Source organism: Pseudomonas sp. 6D_7.1_Bac1, assembly GCF_025465945.1.
In the GTDB taxonomy this organism is placed as follows: Bacteria; Pseudomonadota; Gammaproteobacteria; order Pseudomonadales; family Pseudomonadaceae; genus Aquipseudomonas.
The window spans coordinates 215194-231491 of sequence record NZ_JANLNW010000080.1 but is presented as its reverse complement, the minus strand read 5'-3'; the positions used below and the strand labels follow the sequence as shown (position 1 = coordinate 231491).

The window sequence follows — 16298 nt, the reverse complement described above, 5'->3', positions numbered from 1 at the left end:
TTGAATGTCTGATCACGTCGGCATCCCGCCACGCGTTGCGTCGTCCCGCTGTCACTGCCCTCGCAGACGGCGGGCCCCATCAGGAGGCAACATGAGCGCATTGCAGAAACTCAATCAACGCATCAAACAAAAAGGCCTGCGCGCCACCTTCAACACCTTGTGGAAGCGTTATGTGTTTTTTCATTGGGAACTGCTCTGGATGGAGCGCGACCTGGTCAGCCCGGTGCCCCCGCACACCCTCAAGCCTTACCCGCCGTTGCGCCAGGAAACCATCACCACTCAAAACGCCGGGGCCTTTGCCACCTACTTCGGCGACCGCGTGGAAACCATGCGCGAACTGGCCGACGAAGGGCACACTGGGCACATGTACCTGGACGATAAAGGCGATGCGGTCTCGTTCATCTGGGCCAGCGCACGCGACTACCATGACCGGCACTACTACGGCTGCTGGTTCCCGGTCAAAGAAGGTGAGTTCTTCGAGTTCGGCGGTGAACTGACCCGCGCCTATTGGGGCACCACGCTGTCGGTCGACCTGCAACTGAACCTGTGGAAAGCCATGCAGGAACAGGGCTGCAACAAGGTGGTGGATGTGTGCGAGTTCCACAACATTCCGGCGCTGAAGCTACACCTGCGCATGGGTTATCAGGAACAAGGGCGGATCATGAATGTGTATGGTCTGTTCGGCCGCTGGCGGTTCTACCGCGAGACCCGCTACAGCGGCTCGCGCCTGGACGCTTTGCGCAAACCGTCGCCGTCCACCGTCGCAGCTCCGGCAGCCTGACGGTCATGGCGGTGCGATTCGAATGGCGCGCGTCGCTCTGTGCCGCAGACTTTCCGGCCACAGCCTTTGATGCCTTGCGCCAGCGGGTGACGGATCATACGCCGTTCAACACGCTGGCCTGGTTGTGTGCCGCCGAACGTTCGCTACAACGCGGCGCGACATTGCACGTGCTGCTGGGCTGGCAAGGCGAACAGCTCTGCGTGTGTCTGCCACTGATCGCCTTGCGCGAACGTTTCGGGGGGCTGTCATTTCGCGTTTTGCACCACCTCGGCCATCCCCTCGCAGACCGCATTGTCCTGCTCGCCTGCCTGGACGCACAGAGCATCCGCCAGGCATTGAAGGAGATCCGCCGGCACTTGCCGCACGCGTTGCTGCAACTCAACGAGCTGCCGCAACACCCGGACCATGAAAGCGTGCTGACGCAATGGATGCTGCTCAGTTCCACGGGCGAGCATCGCATCAGTTGCCGGGTGCCGGTGCACCTGATCAGCGACAACGACCGTCAGGAAGTCTCCGGTGATCCGCGTTACAAACTGCGCCGGGCGCGCAAACGCATTGCAGCCTGTGGCGCCGAAGTCCGGCGATTGACCCCGGACGCGCAGAGCATGAGGCCCTTGCTGCACGCCATCAGCGAGGTCGAGGCGGTCAGCTGGAAAGGTGACGAAAGTGTCGGGATTTTCTCCGACGTCCGGCACCGACAATGGATGGACGACGCCTTTACCGCCCTCGCCGCTCAGGGGCTGGTACGCGTGGTCGTGCTGGAGCTGGACGGGCGTTGCATCAGCTATCGCCTCGGCCTGCTGGAGCAAGGTCGGCTCTACGACTACAACCTGGCGTTCTTGCCGCAATACGCCGATCTGGGCAGTGGCCGGGTGCTGCTTGAGGAGTGGATTCGCTGGGGCCTGGACGAAGGCTGGACGTGGATCGATGCCTCGCGGGTGAGCCTTCACAACTCCCGCCATCAACTGCATGAACGCATGACCGGGCAGCTCGAACACTGGCGCTGGAGCTTCTACTCCTGGCGCCCCAGCGGGCTGCTGCTGGGCCTTGGCCTGCGGCTCTGGCACCACCTCAAACCGCGACAGCAACGGTGGCAAGCCAAACGGGCGGCAGTGGTCGCAGCCAGCACACCCGTCGTGACCCGCGGCGATAAAAACATCGCACCCAGTGCACACTCCATGGAGGGTAAAAATGCCTCGCCAAGTCATAGTCAACGCTGACGATTTCGGTCTCAGCATGAATGAAAATACGGTCATCCTGCGGGCCTTCCAGTCCGCAGTGATCAGCTCCGCCACGGCCATGGCCAACATGCCGGCCTTCGAAGCCGCCTGTGCGCTGGCGCAACAGCCACTGCTCAAGGGACGCGTAGGCCTGCACTTCAACCTCACCTATGGCCGACCCCTGAGCCGGGCGATTCTCGAGCAGCCCACCTTCTGCAACGCAGCCGGCGAGTTCGACCTGAATCTGCCCCGCCACAGCCTATGGCTCGCCCGTCAGCAACGCGATGCGGTGCTGCAAGAGCTCGAAGCGCAATGGCAGCACTGCCTGGACCACGGCCTGCGCCCCAGCCACCTCGACTCCCATCAGCATGTTCACAATATCTGGCCGATCGGTGAGATCGTCGCGCGCTTTGCCGCGCGCCAGGGTGTGCCGGTTCGTCTGGCGCGCAACCTGGGGCAAAACCTCAGCCTGCCCAAGCGCCTGTTCAAACACCTGCTCAACCAACGTTTACGCGGCCTCGCCGGTGCGACAGCGGACTACGTCTGTACCCCGGTGGATGTGCGCAACGCCGCGCCACCGGCAGACGGACTGCTGGAAATCGTCGCCCATCCGACGATGCTCGGCAGGGACTTTGGCGACGCGTATCTGAATCAGGGCGAATCCTTGAGCAAGTTGCTCGATAACCGCCTGCCCGGCGTTCGCCGGGTGTCCTATAGCGTGCTCGCACGCCCGCAGCCGGCAGACACCACGACAGCCCTGGAGTAAGCGCAACGTCGGCAACACACTGCCCGGGACGGGTCACGGGCAGTGTGCAAAGGGCTGTGGAGCTCAGGGTTTCAGAGGCCACTCTTCGTCGAGATCTGAAAGGCTTTTCCCGTCGTCCGGATGCTTCCAGGTAGGATCCGGCGGATTCTCTTCCGGGGTCGCCTCGTCTGGACTTTCGTCTTCGGAATCTTCGTATTGCTCATACTTCTTTTCGTTTGCCATAGGTCCTCCTCCTGAGGTTTGTCTTCAACTTTCAGGATAGAACAATGCCACTGCTTCGCTATGGGCCAGGGGTTTCAACAGCTCGGAACACTGTCCGGATTCTGGCGTTTCGACGAACGGTCATTACTGAACGTTAATGAATGTTTGACGCTTGATAACCGTCAGTGTGCCAGACAATGGCGAACCCTCATCGTGTACGCGGAAGCCGGCCAGACAAGGCATTGGGCCATTACTTGCCGGGGTTTCGAGACCCGCATGAACACCTGAATCGATAAAACAGCCGGCCTTTTGAATCGCCATTCGCGATAAGCACGCAAGGCGGTTATTCGAATCGTATGAATGCCCTTGGCACTCCTCAGGCCGCTGGTTGACTTCGCCCATAAGCTGATCCAGATTCTCAAACAAGCAACCGCCATTAAATTGCCGATTTGCTCCACAGCACCTCAAGAGCGTCAAAAAAGCAGTCACGAAACTGGTTTCAATGCACGCAGACATGGACGTGAGCGCTCTTCGTCTTCTACTGATTCTGCGTCCGGCTCTACCCCGCTGCGCAGCCCCGTGTGCCTTCCACACCTCGCCGCCAGCCAACCGACGAGCGACATCAGGAGGCTACATGAGCGTATTGCATACACTTCGTGACCGTATCCGGCAAAAAGGCCTGCACCGCACCCTCAAGAAACTCTGGGAGCGCTATGTGTTCTTTCACCTGGAACTGCTGTGGATGGAGCGCGATCTGGTCAGCCCGATCAAACCACACACGCTCAAACCCTATTCGCCGTTAAGCCTGGTGACCATCACCGCGCAGAACGCCGATGCCTTCGCCAAACATTTTGGCGACCGCGTCGAGACCATGCGCGAGCTGGCGGCCGAGGACCACACCGGGCACATGTACCTGGACGACGAAGGCCACGCGGTCGCCTTCATCTGGGGCAGCAAACGCGACTACTTCGATCGCCATTACTACCGCTGCCGGTTCCCGGTCAAAGCCGGTGAATTCTTCGAATTCGGCGGTGAGATGGCACGCCCCTACTTTGGCACCAGCCTCTCGGTGGACGTGCAGGTCAACCTCTGGAACGCCATGCAGGCCCAGGGCTGCGACAAGGTGGTGGACGTCTGCGAGACCCGCAACATCCCGGCCCTCAAACTGCACATTCGCATGGGTTACCACGAGCAGGGTCGGGTGACTCACGTCTATGGCTTGTTGGGTCGCTGGCGCCTGTTCCGCGAAACCCGCTACGACGGTTCGCGCCTGGAGCCGCTGCGCAAGCCCGGGCAACCGGTGGTGACGGCGCCAGCCTGAGAAATACGCTGCAGGACTGCTTCCGTAGCAGCTGCCGAGCCTGCGAGGCTGCGTTCGGTCTGGGCCGCATCCGGACGCAGCGGTCGTGAATCAGGCAACGCGTTCTTCCAGGCAAACCGCAGGTTCAGGATTTACGAGGACTTCGTCCGAACGCGGCCCGCCTCGAACGCAGCCTCGCAGGCTCGGCAGCTGCTACGGGGGCTGGAACGAAAAATGTGCAGATCCTAGCCTCGTCACGTTTCATCAGATGTCATATTTTCGCAACCTTACTGTCTTATTATCCCGGCACTTCCTTTGGCCTTAGAAGGTGCCAGCCTGATGCTGCGCGTTCTGTTACCGCTGCTGCTCTGCGGTTTGCTTCCTCTCTCTGCCACCGCCACTGCGCTGCCGACACCCGAGCGCGGCCCTGCCCTGCGCATTCAGGGCTCCAACACCATCGGTGCAACCCTTGGCCCGGCGCTGGTCAAAGGCTTGATGCTGGAACAAGGCTTACTCAAGATTCACAGCGAAGTCTCGGACAAAGACAACGAACAGCAGATTGTCGGCCAGACCGCCCAGGGTCGGCGGGTGGTCGTGGATATCGCCGCCCACGGCTCCAGCACCGGTTTCGCCGCCCTGAAAAACACCGGCGCCGATCTCGCCGCGTCATCACGCCCCATCAAGGACAGCGAACTGGTCGACCTCGAAGCCCTCGGCGACCTGAAAAGCCCAAGCGCCGAGCAAGTCATCGCTATCGACGGCCTGGCAATCATCCTGCATCCACAAAACCCGCTGACTCAATTGAATACCGAACAATTGGCACACATTTACAGCGGCGAAGTGAAAACCTGGGAAGAACTCGGCGGCACCGGTGGACCTGTGCACCTCTACGCGCGGGACGACCATTCAGGCACCTATGACACCTTCAAGGAGCTGGTGCTGAGCCATCGCGGCAAAGCGCTGGCCGGCTCGGCAAAACGCTTCGAATCCAGCGAACAGCTGTCCGATGCGGTCAGCCAGGACCCGCAAGGCATCGGCTTCATCGGTTTGCCTTACGTGCGCCAGGCCAAGGCAGTGGCGATTGTCGACGGCGACTCGCAGCCGATGTTGCCGCTCAATAGCCTGATAGCCACCGAGGACTACCCACTGTCGCGCCGGTTATTTTTCTATTTGCCGCCCACTAACCAGAACCCTTGGGCGGAAGCGTTGGTGAAATTCACCCAGGGCAGCAAGGGCCAGGAGATTGTCGCCGCCAATGGTTTTATCGCGCAGACCGTGCAAGCCATGCGCGTCGCGTCGAGCCCGCAAATGCCTGACGGCTACCGGGCGATCACCGATCACGCGCAGCGACTGACGGTGAATTTTCGTTTTGAGGAAGGTAGCGCCAGCCTGGACAACAAGGCCCGGCAGGACCTGTCGCGCGTGCTCGACTATTTAAGGCAGCACGACAAGCTGAACAAACAGGTGACGCTCGTCGGTTTCGGCGATGCCAAGACCGATTCGGAGCGGGCCGCCCTGCTATCGAAGCTGCGCGCCATGGCGGTACGCCGCGAGCTGGTGAAAGGCGGCGTGGTGTTTCGCGAGATTCGTGGCTTCGGGGCCGAGATGCCAGTGGCGGCTAACAGTGGTGATGAGGGGCGAATCAAGAATCGTCGAGTCGAAGTCTGGGTTTACTGAAGCTTTGCGAGCCACTCACTCGGGTGATTCAGGCTTGCGCAGCAAATAAGTGTCCATGATCCAGCCGTTGGCCAATCGTGCCGCTTTCCTGACCCGCTCGATCTCTTCAGCCACGTCTTTGAGCTTGCCGCAAATGAGGATTTCATCCGGTGTGCCAAGGTAGGCGCCCCAGTAAATCTGTTGATCCTGATCGGCAACCTGCCGGTAGGAATCCTCTGCATCCAGCATCACCACCAGGCTGTCGGCATCGCTGACCTGACCCGCCGCCAGTCGGCGGCCGGTGGTGATTTCAATGGAGCGTCCAATCCGGTTCAACGGCACCTTGTGCTGCGCCGCCAAGGCCTGGACGCTGCTGATGCCGGGGATCACCTCGAAGTCGAAGGCGCAGCGACCCGAATCAAGAATCGCCTGCAAGATCCGAAGGGTGCTGTCGTACAACGCCGGATCGCCCCACACCAGAAACGCCGCACATTCGCCGTCCGCCATCTCCTCGTTGATCAGCCGCTCGAAGGTCTGCTGCTTGTCGCGGTTCAGGTCCATGACGCTGGCGTTGTAGTCCACATCGCCGCGCACGCGCTCGGGACTCTGGGCCTCGACGAAGCGGTAGGCAGGATCGGTGATATAGCGCTCACAGATTTCCCGCCGCAGGTCGATCAGCTTGTCCTTGCTCTGACCCTTGTCCATCAGAAAGAACACGTCGACCCGGTTCAATGCCTTGACCGCCTGCATCGTGATGTAGTCGGGATTACCGGCACCGATGCCAATGATCAGTAGCTGCTTCATGGATGCTTCACCTCGACAGATGCAGTGGTGTCCAGCAAACGCAGGCGCCAGCGGCCATTGAAACGCAGTTCAGTGGCTGACAGCGGTTCGACGTCAATCAGGTTGAACGCCTCGGGGCCGCACTGCATCACCTTCATCAAGGCTGCACGGATCACGAAAGGATGGGTAATCGCCACGAAATGCCCAGGCGTTGTGCAGAGGGCTTGCAGCCAGTCGCCCACTCGCTGGCACAGTTGCGCCACCGATTCACCACCGTGCGGGGCCGAGGCCGGGTCGTTGAGCCAGGCCTGCAACGCCTCTGGCTCGGTCTTTTGCAGATCGTCGATCCGCTGCCCGCGCCAACGCCCGATATCGTAATCGCCGAGCGCCGGCACGATCTTCAGGTCGCTACCGAACAGTTCGGCGGTCTGCCTGATGCGGGTTTCCGGCCCACCCAGAAACTGTGGCGCGCGCCTGACACTTCCCGCACGACTGCCCTTCGCCGCCTGCCAATCCATTTCCAGCGGCTCATCCATAGGAAAACGCGCCAATTTCTGTGCGACGGTTCGAGCGTGGCAGATCAAGGTCAAGCGAGTTACCGGCACGTAGGATCACTCAGGTTGATGGGTAAGAAAGTGTACAACCGATCACACAACAGACAAATTTTTACGCAACAACAGGCATTTGCGGCTTTGCTGTTGCAATGAAAAGCACGAGTTCCAACACAGATACGCAGCGCCAATAGCCACTTTCCTACACAAGCTAAAGCGATGGCTTACAGCATCGTTAGAAACCCGTGAAAGCCACGTCAGACAAGACTTTCGCCCCACTTTGGTGCCTTGCCAATAACAGAAAAAATTCACTAGACATGTAGCATAAATTACATAAATACTTATTTAGCTAATTATGAAATAAAAGCAACACACCCCTCTAACAGGAGCTCGGATGCCCTCACTCAGAGACCGGATCACCGACCCCGGCCTGGACCTCACGCCGTCGGAACGCAAAGTCATACGGGCATTGCTGGACCAGTACCCGCGTAATGGACTGGGTCCGATGTCGCGCCTGGCCGAGCATGCCGGCGTCAGCGATCCGACCATCGTGCGTCTGGTGAAAAAACTCGGCTTCGGCGGCTATGCCGAGTTTCAGGACGCGCTGCTCAGCGACATGGATCACCGGCTGCGCTCACCCAGCGCGCTGTTGCAACCGCGCTCTCATCTCAAGCAAGACGATGCCTGGACCCACTACCTGGCGGACAGTCATCGCGCCCTGCTGGAAACCCAGGCCCTGACCCAACCCGAAGATGTGCGCATTCTGGCGCAATGGCTGCTGGATATACGGCATCAGGTGCATTGCTTCGGCGGACGCTTCAGCAGCTTTCTCGCCCAGTATCTGCTCAATCACTTGCGCCTGTTACGTCCGGGCTGCTTCGCCCTGGAAGACAACGCGCAACTGCCCGACCGGCTGTTCGATGTGCAGCGCCAGGACGTGGTGCTGGTGTTCGACTATCGCCGTTATCAATCCCAGGCACTGCGCGTCGCCAGTGCAGCCAAGAACCGGCATGCGCGCGTCGTGCTGTTCACCGACATCTACACCTCACCGCTGCGCGAGCTGGCCGACCTGGTGATTACCGCGCCGGTGGAATCAGCGTCAGCCTTCGACACCTTGGTGCCAGCACTGGCCCAGGTCGAAGCATTGATTGCCTGCCTGACCCTGCGTTGCCCCGATCTTGCCGAGCGGTTGGAAGGTATCGATGCGCTGCGGACCGATTTCACCACTCACCTGCTGGAGGAAAAATAAGGATGTTTACGCTCCCCCATCGCTCGCCCCGCGACCTGCCATTTGCCACCGAACACACCGCGCTGTTGCTGGTAGACATGCAACGCGCCTGGCTGGAGCCGCAGTTCGACCCGCATCTGCAAGGGCCTGACGCCGAGTACTTCCTCAACCGCACCCGCCAGCAGGTGATTCCCAATCAGCGCAAGCTATTGGCCGCAACGCGCGCGGCCGGGCAGAACATTGTGCACACGATCATCGAAAGCCTCACCGCCGACGGTCGCGACCGCTCGCTGGACCACAAGCTGTCAGATATGCACCTGCCAAAAGGCAGCCGGCAAGCCGCGATCATCGAAGAACTGACACCGGTCGAAAACGAAATCGTGTTGCCCAAGACTTCCTCCGGGGTCTTCAACTCGACCAACATCGACTACGTGCTGCGCAACCTGCAGACCCGCCACCTGATCATCGCCGGCATCGTCACCGACCAGTGCGTCGACATGGCCGTGCGCGATGCCGCTGACCGCGGCTATCTGGTGACGCTGGTAGAAGACGCCTGCGCGACCTACACCGAACAACGCCATCTGACGTGCCTGAGCGCAATCAAGGGTTATTGCTGGATCACCGACACCCACACCGTGCTCGACCGTTTGCAGGCGTTGCAGGCATGAGCCGCGCCAACAGCGGTGAGCCCCTGGCACCCGTGGCAATGACCACCCTCGTCACCACCGACCTGATCGGCGTGACCCGTGGCCGGTCGTTTCCCACGGATGAACTGGAACACTACCAAGTCGCCGGTTGCGGCTGGGTTCCGGCCAACAGCGCGCTGACCCCGCAAGACATCATTGCGTCGAGCAACCCGTGGGGTGCCTACGGCGACTTACGGCTGATCCCCGATCTGGCCAGCCGCGTGACGGTCGGCAACGGGCCCGATGCCAATGCGCCGGCCCTGGATTTTATCCATGGCGACATCTGCGAAACCGATGGTCGCCCGTGGGCTGCCTGCCCGCGGACGCTGTTGCGCAATGAAGTACAGCGCTACCACGATGAACTGGGGTTGCACATCACCTCAGCCTTCGAGCACGAATTCAACCTCACCACGGTCTGCGCCCAGGCCGAGCATCTGGCGTTTTCACTGGAGGCCCAGCGCCAGGGCGCAGCGTTCGGCGGCTGGCTGCTCAGCGCATTGCGCGCAGGCGGGGTCGAGCCGGAAATGTTCCTGCCCGAATATGGCAAACACCAATACGAAATCACCTGCCGGCCGACCCAGGGTGTCGCGGCGGCCGACCGGGCGGTCAACGTGCGCGAGATCACGCGCGAGATCGCCCGGCAAATGGGCCTGAACCTGAGCTTTGCGCCCAAGACCTCGGAACACGCGGTGTGCAACGGCGTGCACTTGCACCTGAGCCTGCACGACCTGTCCGGCCATCCGGTGCTGTATGACGCCGGGACCGCCAACGGCCTGTCGACCCTCGGCCAGCACTGGGCCGCCGGGGTGCTGCACTACCTGCCAGCACTGTGCGCGTTGACGGCACCGACGCCGATTTCCTATGAGCGCCTGCAACCTCATCACTGGAGCGCGTCGTACGCGTGCCTGGGGCAGCGCAACCGCGAAGCCTCGTTGCGGATCTGCCCGACCGTGAGCCTCGGCGGGAAATCCGAGGCCGCGCAGTACAACCTCGAATTCCGCGCCATGGACGCCACGGCCTCACCTCATCTGGCGATGGCCGCCGTACTGATTGCCGGCCGGCTGGGCATTGAGCAACGTATGGCGTTAAACGCGATCACCGATGAAGTCCCGGATTCGCTGAACGAAGAACAACGCCAGCGTCGCGGTATCGTCGCCCTGCCCGCGTCACTCGCTCAGGCGCTGGACCACTTGCGGGGCAGCGAGGCCTTGCTCGAAGCCTTGCCACGCGCCTTGCTCGACACCTATTTCGCCGTCAAAACCGAGGAACTGACCTTGACCCAACACCTGTCACCCGCCGAACTGTGTGAGCACTATGCGCGCCGCTACTGAGACCACTGAATTCGGACTCTACACCGAGCCGGCTTACAGCCTGAGCCGGGAAGCGTCCGGGCACCCGCTTATTCTGGTGTGTGAGCACGCCAGCCGCTACATCCCCACGGCCTTGAACGATCTGGGGTTGAGCAGCGAGGCCGCGCACGAGCACATTGCCTGGGACATCGGCGCCCTGGCGCTGGCCGAAAGCCTGTCCAAAGCCCTTGGGGCGACCCTGCTGACGGCCAACTACTCACGACTGCTGATCGACCTCAATCGGCCGTTGCAGGCCCCGGACAGCATCCCGGTCAAGAGCGAGATCTACCCGATTCCGGGTAATCAGAACCTCGACGAGGCGACCCGTGAATACCGGCGCCAATGCCTGTTCACGCCGTTTCACACGCGTCTTGGCGAACTGATCGATGCACGCGTGGCCGAGGGCCGCAGGGTGCGAGTGGTGGGCATCCACAGTTTCACGCCGGTCTATTACGGCCAGCCCCGAGCGCTAGAGGTCGGTGTGCTCTACGGGCGGGCCGAGAATTATGCAGAACGACTGATCGACGGGTTGGCCAGGCATCCACTGCGAGTCGCCGGCAATCAGCCGTACACCATCAATCCAGCGGGAGACATGACGGTGCCGGTTCATGGCGACGCCCGTGGTCTCGATTCGGTGCTGATCGAAGTGCGCAACGACCTGTTGCGTAACCGGCTGGCGGTCCAGACCTGGAGCGATTATCTGGCGCCGCTGCTGTAGAACCGCGATTTCAAGTGAACCGTTTCACGCTGAAAAGAAGCTGAGAGAGTGGTACCGGTAAAACAACGATAACAAACACCGTAGGGTGTTTTGACCTGCCAGGTTCAAACACTTTGCCATAGTGGCTTACAAGGAGAACTGCTTCATGGAAATAGAAGAATTCGGCTACAAGCAAGAGTTGAAACGTAGCCTGTCGCTGACCGATCTGGTGGTTTACGGGATGATTTTCATGATCCCCATCGCACCGTTCGGGGTCTATGGCTACGTGAACCAGGAAGCACCGGGAATGGTGCCGCTGGCCTACATCATCGGCATGGTGGCGATGCTGTTCACGGCATTGAGTTACGGCAGCATGGCCCGCGCGTTTCCTATCGCAGGCTCGGTCTACTCCTACGCACAACGCGGGCTGAATCCACATGTCGGCTTCATCGCCGGCTGGCTGATGCTGCTCGACTACCTGCTGATCCCACCGCTGCTCTACGTGTATGCGGCGATGGCGTTGAATCACCTGTACCCGGACATCCCCAAGGTCGGGTTCATCCTCGCCTTCCTGGTCAGCGCGACCTTCGTCAACCTGCGAGGAATCACCTTTACCGCGCGGATGAACATTATCTTTCTGCTGGCACAACTGGTGGTGCTGGGGATCTTCCTGTTCTACGCCTGGACCGCCTTGCACGGTGGCGCCGGTAATGGCCAGCTGACCCTGGCGCCGTTGTACAACCCTGCGAACTTCAACTTCGCGTTGCTGATGCAGGCGGTGTCGATTGCGGTGTTGTCGTTCCTGGGCTTCGATGCCATTTCGACCCTGGCCGAAGAGATCAAGGGCGATCCGGGCCGCAGCGTTGGCAAAGCTGCGCTGATCACCCTGGTGGTGATGGGGGTGATCTTCGTCGTCCAGACCTGGATCGCTACAGACCTGGCCGCCGGCATGGGCTTCAAGTCCGCCGATACCGCGTTCTATGAAATCGCCGAAATCGCCGCCGGCAGCTGGCTGGCGACGGTAACCGGTGTCGCTACTGCCCTGGCCTGGGGCGTGGCGGTAGCAATCACCTCGCAAGCCGCCGTGTCGCGCCTGCTGTTCGGCATGGCACGGGACGGCAAACTGCCGAAGGTGCTGGCCAAGGTACATCCCAAACACAACACCCCGCACATCAGTATTTACCTGGTGGCAGTGCTGTCGCTGCTGATCTGTTACCTGTTCATCAACTCGGTGGACACCCTGACTTCACTGGTGAACTTCGGTGCCCTGAGCGGCTTCATGCTGCTGCACTTAACCGTGATCAACTACTATTGGCGTCGACAAAAGTCCGGCCAGATGGTTCGTCACCTGATCTGTCCGGTGATCGGTTTCATCATCGTCAGCGCCATCCTGTACAACATGGGCGTCGATGCGCAGAAGCTGGGCGGTATCTGGATTGCGGTGGGTCTGGTTTACCTGTTTTTCCTCAACAGAATCGGCGCCAGCACCGTGTTGCCGGATCCCTCGAACAGCTGACGCAGGACTGTTTTTGAAAAAGAGAGCGGTCGCTGACAGGGGTTGGCCGACCGCCGTTGTAACGCGTGGAAACCGACAGTGATAGTCAAGCCCGGTGCCCGGCATCAGGCCCTTTGATACAGGAGTACATCCATGCTGGCCTTACGCCCAGTTCAGTTATCCGACCTGCCTCAGCTGCAGCAACTTGCGCGCGACAGCCTTGTGGGCGTTACCTCGTTGCCGGACGACACCGAGTGCCTGCGCCAGAAAATTCTCGGCTCCTGCGCTTCGTTTGCCAGCGAGGTGCACAGCAATGGTGCGCAGAACTATTTCTTCGTGCTGGAGGATCTTGCTAGCCAACAGTTGCTGGGCTGCTCGGAAATCCTCGCGACCGCCGGCTTCAACGAGCCCTTCTACAGCCTGCGCAACCGCCCGTTCACCAGTGAGTCCCGCGAGCTGAACATCCAGCACGGGGTGCCGGCGTTATCGTTATGCCAGGACCTCAGTGCCCACACCTTGCTGCGCGGTTTCCACGTCAACACCGAACTTGAACGCACACCGACCTCGGAATTGCTTTCACGGGCCCGGCTGATGTTCATCGCCGCCCACCCTCAACGCTTTTCCGACGCGGTGATTACCGAAATCGTCGGCTACAGCAGCGAAGCGGGTGAATCACCGTTCTGGGACGCCCTGGGCAAGCACTTTTTCGACCTGCCCTACGCCGAAGCCGAACGCCTCTGCGGCGTGCAGAACCGGAGCTTTCTCGCCGAGTTGATGCCGCACTACCCGATCTACGTGCCGATGCTGTCGCAAAGTGCTCAGGCGTGTATCGGCCGGATTCATCCCGATGGTCAGGAAGCCTTCGATATCCTTGAACGAGAAGGCTTCGAGACCAACAGCTACATCGACCTCTTCGACGGCGGGCCAACGCTTTTTGCGCGAACCCCGAGTATTCGCTCTATCGCCCGCACCCGCACTGCCGTTGTGCGCTTGAGCTCACAAAGCGCAGGCAAAACGCTGTACCTGCTGAGCAATGACGCCCTGGAAAACTACCGGGCGATTGTCGCCGAACTGGACTGGAGCGCGGACGAGCCCGTCATGCTCAACGCCGCCTTGCTCGATGCCTTGCAACTGGATGAGGGCAGCCGGGTTCGGCTGATTGCGCTATGAAGCAGATCTTGCTAGGAGCGCCCTCATGATCGTGCGCCCGGTGCAAATGACCGACCTGCCTGCGTTGCTGGCGCTGGCACAGCGCGCCGGCCCCGGGTTTACCACGCTGCCGGCCAACGAAGAGCGTCTGACCCACCGCGTGCGCTGGGCGCAACGGACCTTTGCCGAGCAGGTTGAACGGGCCGACGCCGACTACCTGTTCGTGCTCGAAGACGACGATCAGCAAGTGATCGGCGTCAGTGCCCTGGCAGGCGCCGTCGGGCTGCGTGAGCCCTGGTACAACTACCGCGTCGGATTGACGATCAATACATCGGCGGACCTGGGAATCCAGCGGCAGATCCCGACCTTGTTTCTCAACAACGAGATGACCGGCCAATCGGAAATCTGCTCATTGTTCCTGCGCCCGGATCAGCGCCAGGGCCATAACGGCCGGCTGCTGTCGGTTGCGCGATTACTGTTTGTCGCCGAGTTCCCGCAGTTGTTCGGCGAAAAACTCATTGCCGAGCTTCGCGGCTGCGCCGACGAGCACGGGTGCTCGCCGTTCTGGGACAGCCTCGGTCGACATTTTTTCAAAATGGATTTCAGCCACGCCGATCACCTCTCCGGGCTCGGCAACAAGTCGTTCGTCGCCGAGCTGATGCCACGCCAGCCGCTGTACACCTGCCTGCTCACCGAGCAAGCCCAGGCAGTGATCGGCAAGGCCCACCAGAACGCCGAACCGGCGCGCAGAATCCTTTGCGCCGAAGGTTTTTCCCACAAGGGTTACATCGACATTTTCGACGGCGGACCGGTGATCGAAGCCCAGGTCTCGAAGATCCGGGCCGTGCGCGACAGCCAGTCGCTGGACCTGGCGGTCGGTACGCCAGACGACAACGCACCGATCTGGCTGATTCACAACCGACGCCTGGGAAACTGCCGCATCACCACCGCCCGCGCCCGCCGGGTCGGCAACAGTCTGCTGGTCGATCGGATGACCGCCAAGCGCCTGCAACTGCAACCGGGTGATTCGGTGCGCGCCGTACCGTTGCTCAAGCACCAGCAGCAGGCGGTTGCCGCATAATTTGCCAAACCATTTTGAGAACTCTTGGGTATGAATAAGAGCTGCCAACGGCCTTTCCTACGGGCTTGGGTGGCAGCCGTACGCGGGAGTAGGAAACCGAGCACCCAGAGATCTCAGCCACGTAGAAACGGGTCCCGCGCACAGCCGCCGCGAATGATCTTCTGAGGGTTCCTACACCCTGTCACTGAATTTGCAGTGACAGCCAAAAGACTATCGATGAAGCCCATCACGCACCAGTTCATGCACACCGCTACAACATGCGGGAAATCTCCGACGAGTTTGCCCTGAAACTTCACCGCCTGACCTACCGTCATCGCGAGCAGGCTCGCTCCCACAGTTTTGATTGAGGTACATCTGCGGGAGATTGGTCGGCTGTCGGGCCGTCTTCGCAAGCCAGCTTCAGGTTAACGGACTTCGCCTTTAAGAATGTCGAACAACGCCTGCGCCGCCGCCGAGAGTTCGTGACCGGGTTTGGTCAATACGCCGATGGCGCGTTCGATCACCGGATCTCTCAGGGTGATGCAGCAAGCGCCTAGTTCGCGCATTTGCTCGGCACACAGTGCCGGCACCGCGCTCACCCCCAGTCCGCTGGCGACCATGCGCCCGACGGTTGCCAACTGATGACTTTCAAACTCAACCGGCAGCTTCATCTGCCGCGCCTGCAAGTGTTCTTCGAGCATCACCCGCACCGTCGACGGCCGTTGCAAGGTGATGAACGGCTGCTCCAACAGGGTTTGCCAGTCGATCTCGACGCGCTCGGCCAGTGGCGAATCACTGGGCACGACAGCGACGAAACGGTCGATGTACAACGGGGTGAACGCAAGCGACGAACTCTGCATCGGCTCGAAAGCCACGCCGAGTTCCACCTGACGGTCACGGACCATTTCCAGCACCTGTTCGTTGATCACGTCGTTCACCGTGACGTTGACCTTGGGGTAACGCGCGCGAAAGGTCTTGAGTATCGGCGGCAGCAAATTGCCGGCAAACGACGGCATCGCCGCCAGCGTCACCCGACCGCGCTGGAGAGTGAATCGCTGGCGCATTTCATCTTCGGTGTTGTCCCAGTCAGCAATCAATCGCCGGGCCAGCGGCAGCAACGACTCACCTTCCGGGGTCAACGCGACGTTACGTGTGGTCCGGCTGAACAGCCGCCCGCCCAGCCCGTCTTCCAATGCCTTGATGGTCAGACTCAACGCCGACTGTGACAAATGCAACCGCTCACAGGCCACCGCAAAACTCAAACTCTGCGCTACTGCCAAAAACGCCCTGATCTGCTTGACTGTCATCACCGTTCCTCAATGCACTGCTTACAGCCTATTGCTGAGTTTTATCTATCAATCAACCTTAAAAATCAA

General features: G+C 60.6%; 16 protein-coding genes. 12 read left to right on the top strand and 4 right to left on the bottom strand.

Annotated elements, in window-relative coordinates; genetic code table 11:
• Positions 1–91: 91 nt before the first annotated feature.
• From NTD87_RS25735 to NTD87_RS25725, 3 genes are read left to right on the top strand one after another with little or no spacing between them, the layout of a single operon-like run.
• Positions 92–781 carry a GNAT family N-acetyltransferase gene (locus NTD87_RS25735; protein ID WP_262116994.1) on the top strand — a complete coding sequence of 230 codons (690 nt, stop codon included), beginning with the start codon at positions 92–94 and terminating at the stop codon, positions 779–781.
• Positions 782–786: 5 nt separating this feature from the next.
• Complete coding sequence (locus NTD87_RS25730) at positions 787–2001, top strand: GNAT family N-acetyltransferase (protein ID WP_262116993.1); 1215 nt, start codon at positions 787–789, stop codon at positions 1999–2001.
• Positions 1973–2767, top strand: a complete 795-nt coding sequence (locus tag NTD87_RS25725) for a carbohydrate deacetylase (protein ID WP_262116992.1) — start codon at positions 1973–1975, stop codon at positions 2765–2767. The genes NTD87_RS25730 and NTD87_RS25725 overlap by 29 nt, the downstream gene beginning before the upstream one ends.
• 63 nt (positions 2768–2830) lie before the next feature.
• Here the strand turns inward: NTD87_RS25725 and NTD87_RS25720 are convergent, their stop codons facing one another.
• On the bottom strand, positions 2831–2989 hold the full coding sequence (locus NTD87_RS25720; protein ID WP_262116991.1) for a hypothetical protein: 159 nt from the start codon (positions 2987–2989) through the stop codon (positions 2831–2833).
• Positions 2990–3602: 613 nt separating this feature from the next.
• Between NTD87_RS25720 and NTD87_RS25715 the strand changes: the two genes are divergently transcribed.
• Both NTD87_RS25715 and NTD87_RS25710 read left to right on the top strand, forming a co-directional pair.
• Positions 3603–4289 (top strand): N-acetyltransferase, encoded by a 687-nt coding sequence (locus NTD87_RS25715; protein ID WP_262116990.1) that lies wholly within the window; start codon positions 3603–3605, stop codon positions 4287–4289.
• Between the two features lie 315 nt (positions 4290–4604).
• The gene (locus tag NTD87_RS25710) at positions 4605–5945 is read left to right on the top strand and encodes a phosphate ABC transporter substrate-binding/OmpA family protein (protein WP_262117035.1); all 1341 of its coding nucleotides are present in this window, start codon (positions 4605–4607) and stop codon (positions 5943–5945) included.
• A 15-nt stretch (positions 5946–5960) separates the two neighbouring features.
• On the opposite strand, the gene cobF is transcribed toward NTD87_RS25710, so the two are convergent.
• Both cobF and NTD87_RS25700 read right to left on the bottom strand, forming a co-directional pair.
• A complete protein-coding gene (gene cobF / locus NTD87_RS25705) occupies positions 5961–6728 on the bottom strand; it encodes a precorrin-6A synthase (deacetylating) (protein WP_262116989.1) in 768 nt (255 codons plus the stop codon).
• Positions 6725–7312 (bottom strand): histidine phosphatase family protein, encoded by a 588-nt coding sequence (locus tag NTD87_RS25700; protein WP_262116988.1) that lies wholly within the window; start codon positions 7310–7312, stop codon positions 6725–6727. Before NTD87_RS25700 ends, cobF begins: the two co-directional genes overlap by 4 nt.
• A 340-nt stretch (positions 7313–7652) precedes the next feature.
• Between NTD87_RS25700 and NTD87_RS25695 the strand changes: the two genes are divergently transcribed.
• From NTD87_RS25695 to astA, 7 genes are all read left to right on the top strand, one after another.
• Positions 7653–8507 (top strand): MurR/RpiR family transcriptional regulator, encoded by an 855-nt coding sequence (locus NTD87_RS25695; RefSeq protein WP_262116987.1) that lies wholly within the window; start codon positions 7653–7655, stop codon positions 8505–8507.
• 2 nt (positions 8508–8509) lie between these two features.
• Complete coding sequence (locus NTD87_RS25690; RefSeq protein ID WP_262116986.1) at positions 8510–9154, top strand: isochorismatase family cysteine hydrolase; 645 nt, start codon at positions 8510–8512, stop codon at positions 9152–9154.
• Positions 9151–10503, top strand: coding sequence for a glutamine synthetase family protein (locus tag NTD87_RS25685; protein ID WP_262116985.1), 1353 nt, complete (start codon positions 9151–9153; stop codon positions 10501–10503). The genes NTD87_RS25690 and NTD87_RS25685 overlap by 4 nt, the downstream gene beginning before the upstream one ends.
• Positions 10487–11239 (top strand): N-formylglutamate amidohydrolase, encoded by a 753-nt coding sequence (locus NTD87_RS25680; RefSeq protein WP_262116984.1) that lies wholly within the window; start codon positions 10487–10489, stop codon positions 11237–11239. Before NTD87_RS25685 ends, NTD87_RS25680 begins: the two co-directional genes overlap by 17 nt.
• 145 nt (positions 11240–11384) lie before the next feature.
• Positions 11385–12734 carry an APC family permease gene (locus NTD87_RS25675; RefSeq protein WP_262116983.1) on the top strand — a complete coding sequence of 450 codons (1350 nt, stop codon included), beginning with the start codon at positions 11385–11387 and terminating at the stop codon, positions 12732–12734.
• 132 nt (positions 12735–12866) lie between these two features.
• Positions 12867–13883 (top strand): arginine N-succinyltransferase, encoded by a 1017-nt coding sequence (locus tag NTD87_RS25670; protein WP_262116982.1) that lies wholly within the window; start codon positions 12867–12869, stop codon positions 13881–13883.
• A gap of 25 nt (positions 13884–13908) precedes the next feature.
• Positions 13909–14943: an arginine N-succinyltransferase gene (astA, locus tag NTD87_RS25665; protein WP_262116981.1), complete on the top strand. Its 1035-nt coding sequence runs from the start codon at positions 13909–13911 to the stop codon at positions 14941–14943.
• Between the two features lie 404 nt (positions 14944–15347).
• On the opposite strand, the gene NTD87_RS25660 is transcribed toward astA, so the two are convergent.
• Positions 15348–16229 (bottom strand): LysR family transcriptional regulator, encoded by an 882-nt coding sequence (locus NTD87_RS25660; RefSeq protein WP_262116980.1) that lies wholly within the window; start codon positions 16227–16229, stop codon positions 15348–15350.
• Between the last annotated feature and the right edge of the window lie 69 nt (positions 16230–16298).

Coding starts and splice junctions, on each gene's coding strand:
- cobF (WP_262116989.1), bottom strand. CDS start 6,728: ATGAAGCAGCTACTGATCATTGGCATCGGTGCCGGTAATCCCGACTAC.
- NTD87_RS25725 (WP_262116992.1), top strand. CDS start 1,973: ATGCCTCGCCAAGTCATAGTCAACGCTGACGATTTCGGTCTCAGCATG.
- NTD87_RS25695 (WP_262116987.1), top strand. CDS start 7,653: ATGCCCTCACTCAGAGACCGGATCACCGACCCCGGCCTGGACCTCACG.
- NTD87_RS25715 (WP_262116990.1), top strand. CDS start 3,603: ATGAGCGTATTGCATACACTTCGTGACCGTATCCGGCAAAAAGGCCTG.
- NTD87_RS25685 (WP_262116985.1), top strand. CDS start 9,151: ATGAGCCGCGCCAACAGCGGTGAGCCCCTGGCACCCGTGGCAATGACC.
- NTD87_RS25680 (WP_262116984.1), top strand. CDS start 10,487: ATGCGCGCCGCTACTGAGACCACTGAATTCGGACTCTACACCGAGCCG.
- NTD87_RS25720 (WP_262116991.1), bottom strand. CDS start 2,989: ATGGCAAACGAAAAGAAGTATGAGCAATACGAAGATTCCGAAGACGAA.
- astA (WP_262116981.1), top strand. CDS start 13,909: ATGATCGTGCGCCCGGTGCAAATGACCGACCTGCCTGCGTTGCTGGCG.
- NTD87_RS25675 (WP_262116983.1), top strand. CDS start 11,385: ATGGAAATAGAAGAATTCGGCTACAAGCAAGAGTTGAAACGTAGCCTG.
- NTD87_RS25690 (WP_262116986.1), top strand. CDS start 8,510: ATGTTTACGCTCCCCCATCGCTCGCCCCGCGACCTGCCATTTGCCACC.
- NTD87_RS25660 (WP_262116980.1), bottom strand. CDS start 16,229: ATGACAGTCAAGCAGATCAGGGCGTTTTTGGCAGTAGCGCAGAGTTTG.
- NTD87_RS25730 (WP_262116993.1), top strand. CDS start 787: ATGGCGGTGCGATTCGAATGGCGCGCGTCGCTCTGTGCCGCAGACTTT.
- NTD87_RS25670 (WP_262116982.1), top strand. CDS start 12,867: ATGCTGGCCTTACGCCCAGTTCAGTTATCCGACCTGCCTCAGCTGCAG.
- NTD87_RS25735 (WP_262116994.1), top strand. CDS start 92: ATGAGCGCATTGCAGAAACTCAATCAACGCATCAAACAAAAAGGCCTG.